The following is a 293-nucleotide window of genomic DNA, read 5'->3' as shown; positions in this document are numbered from 1 at the left end:
CCTGAGATCACAGACTGGGAAGCGATGATCGTGGCGGCCGTGGCGAGGATGACCATGGGGAGTTGACCCCACGCGGGCACGAGGCCGAAGAAAGATGCGGTCGCCTCCTGCGGGTGGCGCAGAGCCAAGGACGCCTGCCCAAGATAGTTGAGGACCAGGGCGGGAAAGACGACCCACATCCATGCGCGCGTGATCGCTTGTCGGCCGAAATGGCCGAGGTCGGCGTAGAGGGCTTCGGCTCCCGTAACGGCCAGAACGATCGCTCCGAGGGCGAAGAATGCTGTCCCGGGCTG

Annotated in this window: 1 protein-coding gene; it reads right to left on the bottom strand. The window is 65.2% G+C overall.

Features of this window, described 5'->3' with window-relative positions:
• Positions 1 to 293: KUP/HAK/KT family potassium transporter (locus tag QN345_RS20100; RefSeq protein WP_323509249.1), on the bottom strand; the 293-nt coding region annotated here is incomplete at both ends.

The sequence above is a fragment of the Cryobacterium sp. 10I1 genome (genome assembly GCF_035019805.1).
GTDB lineage: Bacteria > Actinomycetota > Actinomycetes > Actinomycetales > Microbacteriaceae > Cryobacterium > Cryobacterium glucosi.
The sequence above is the reverse complement of the archived record's forward strand: the minus strand, read 5'-3'. Positions and strand labels throughout refer to the sequence as shown.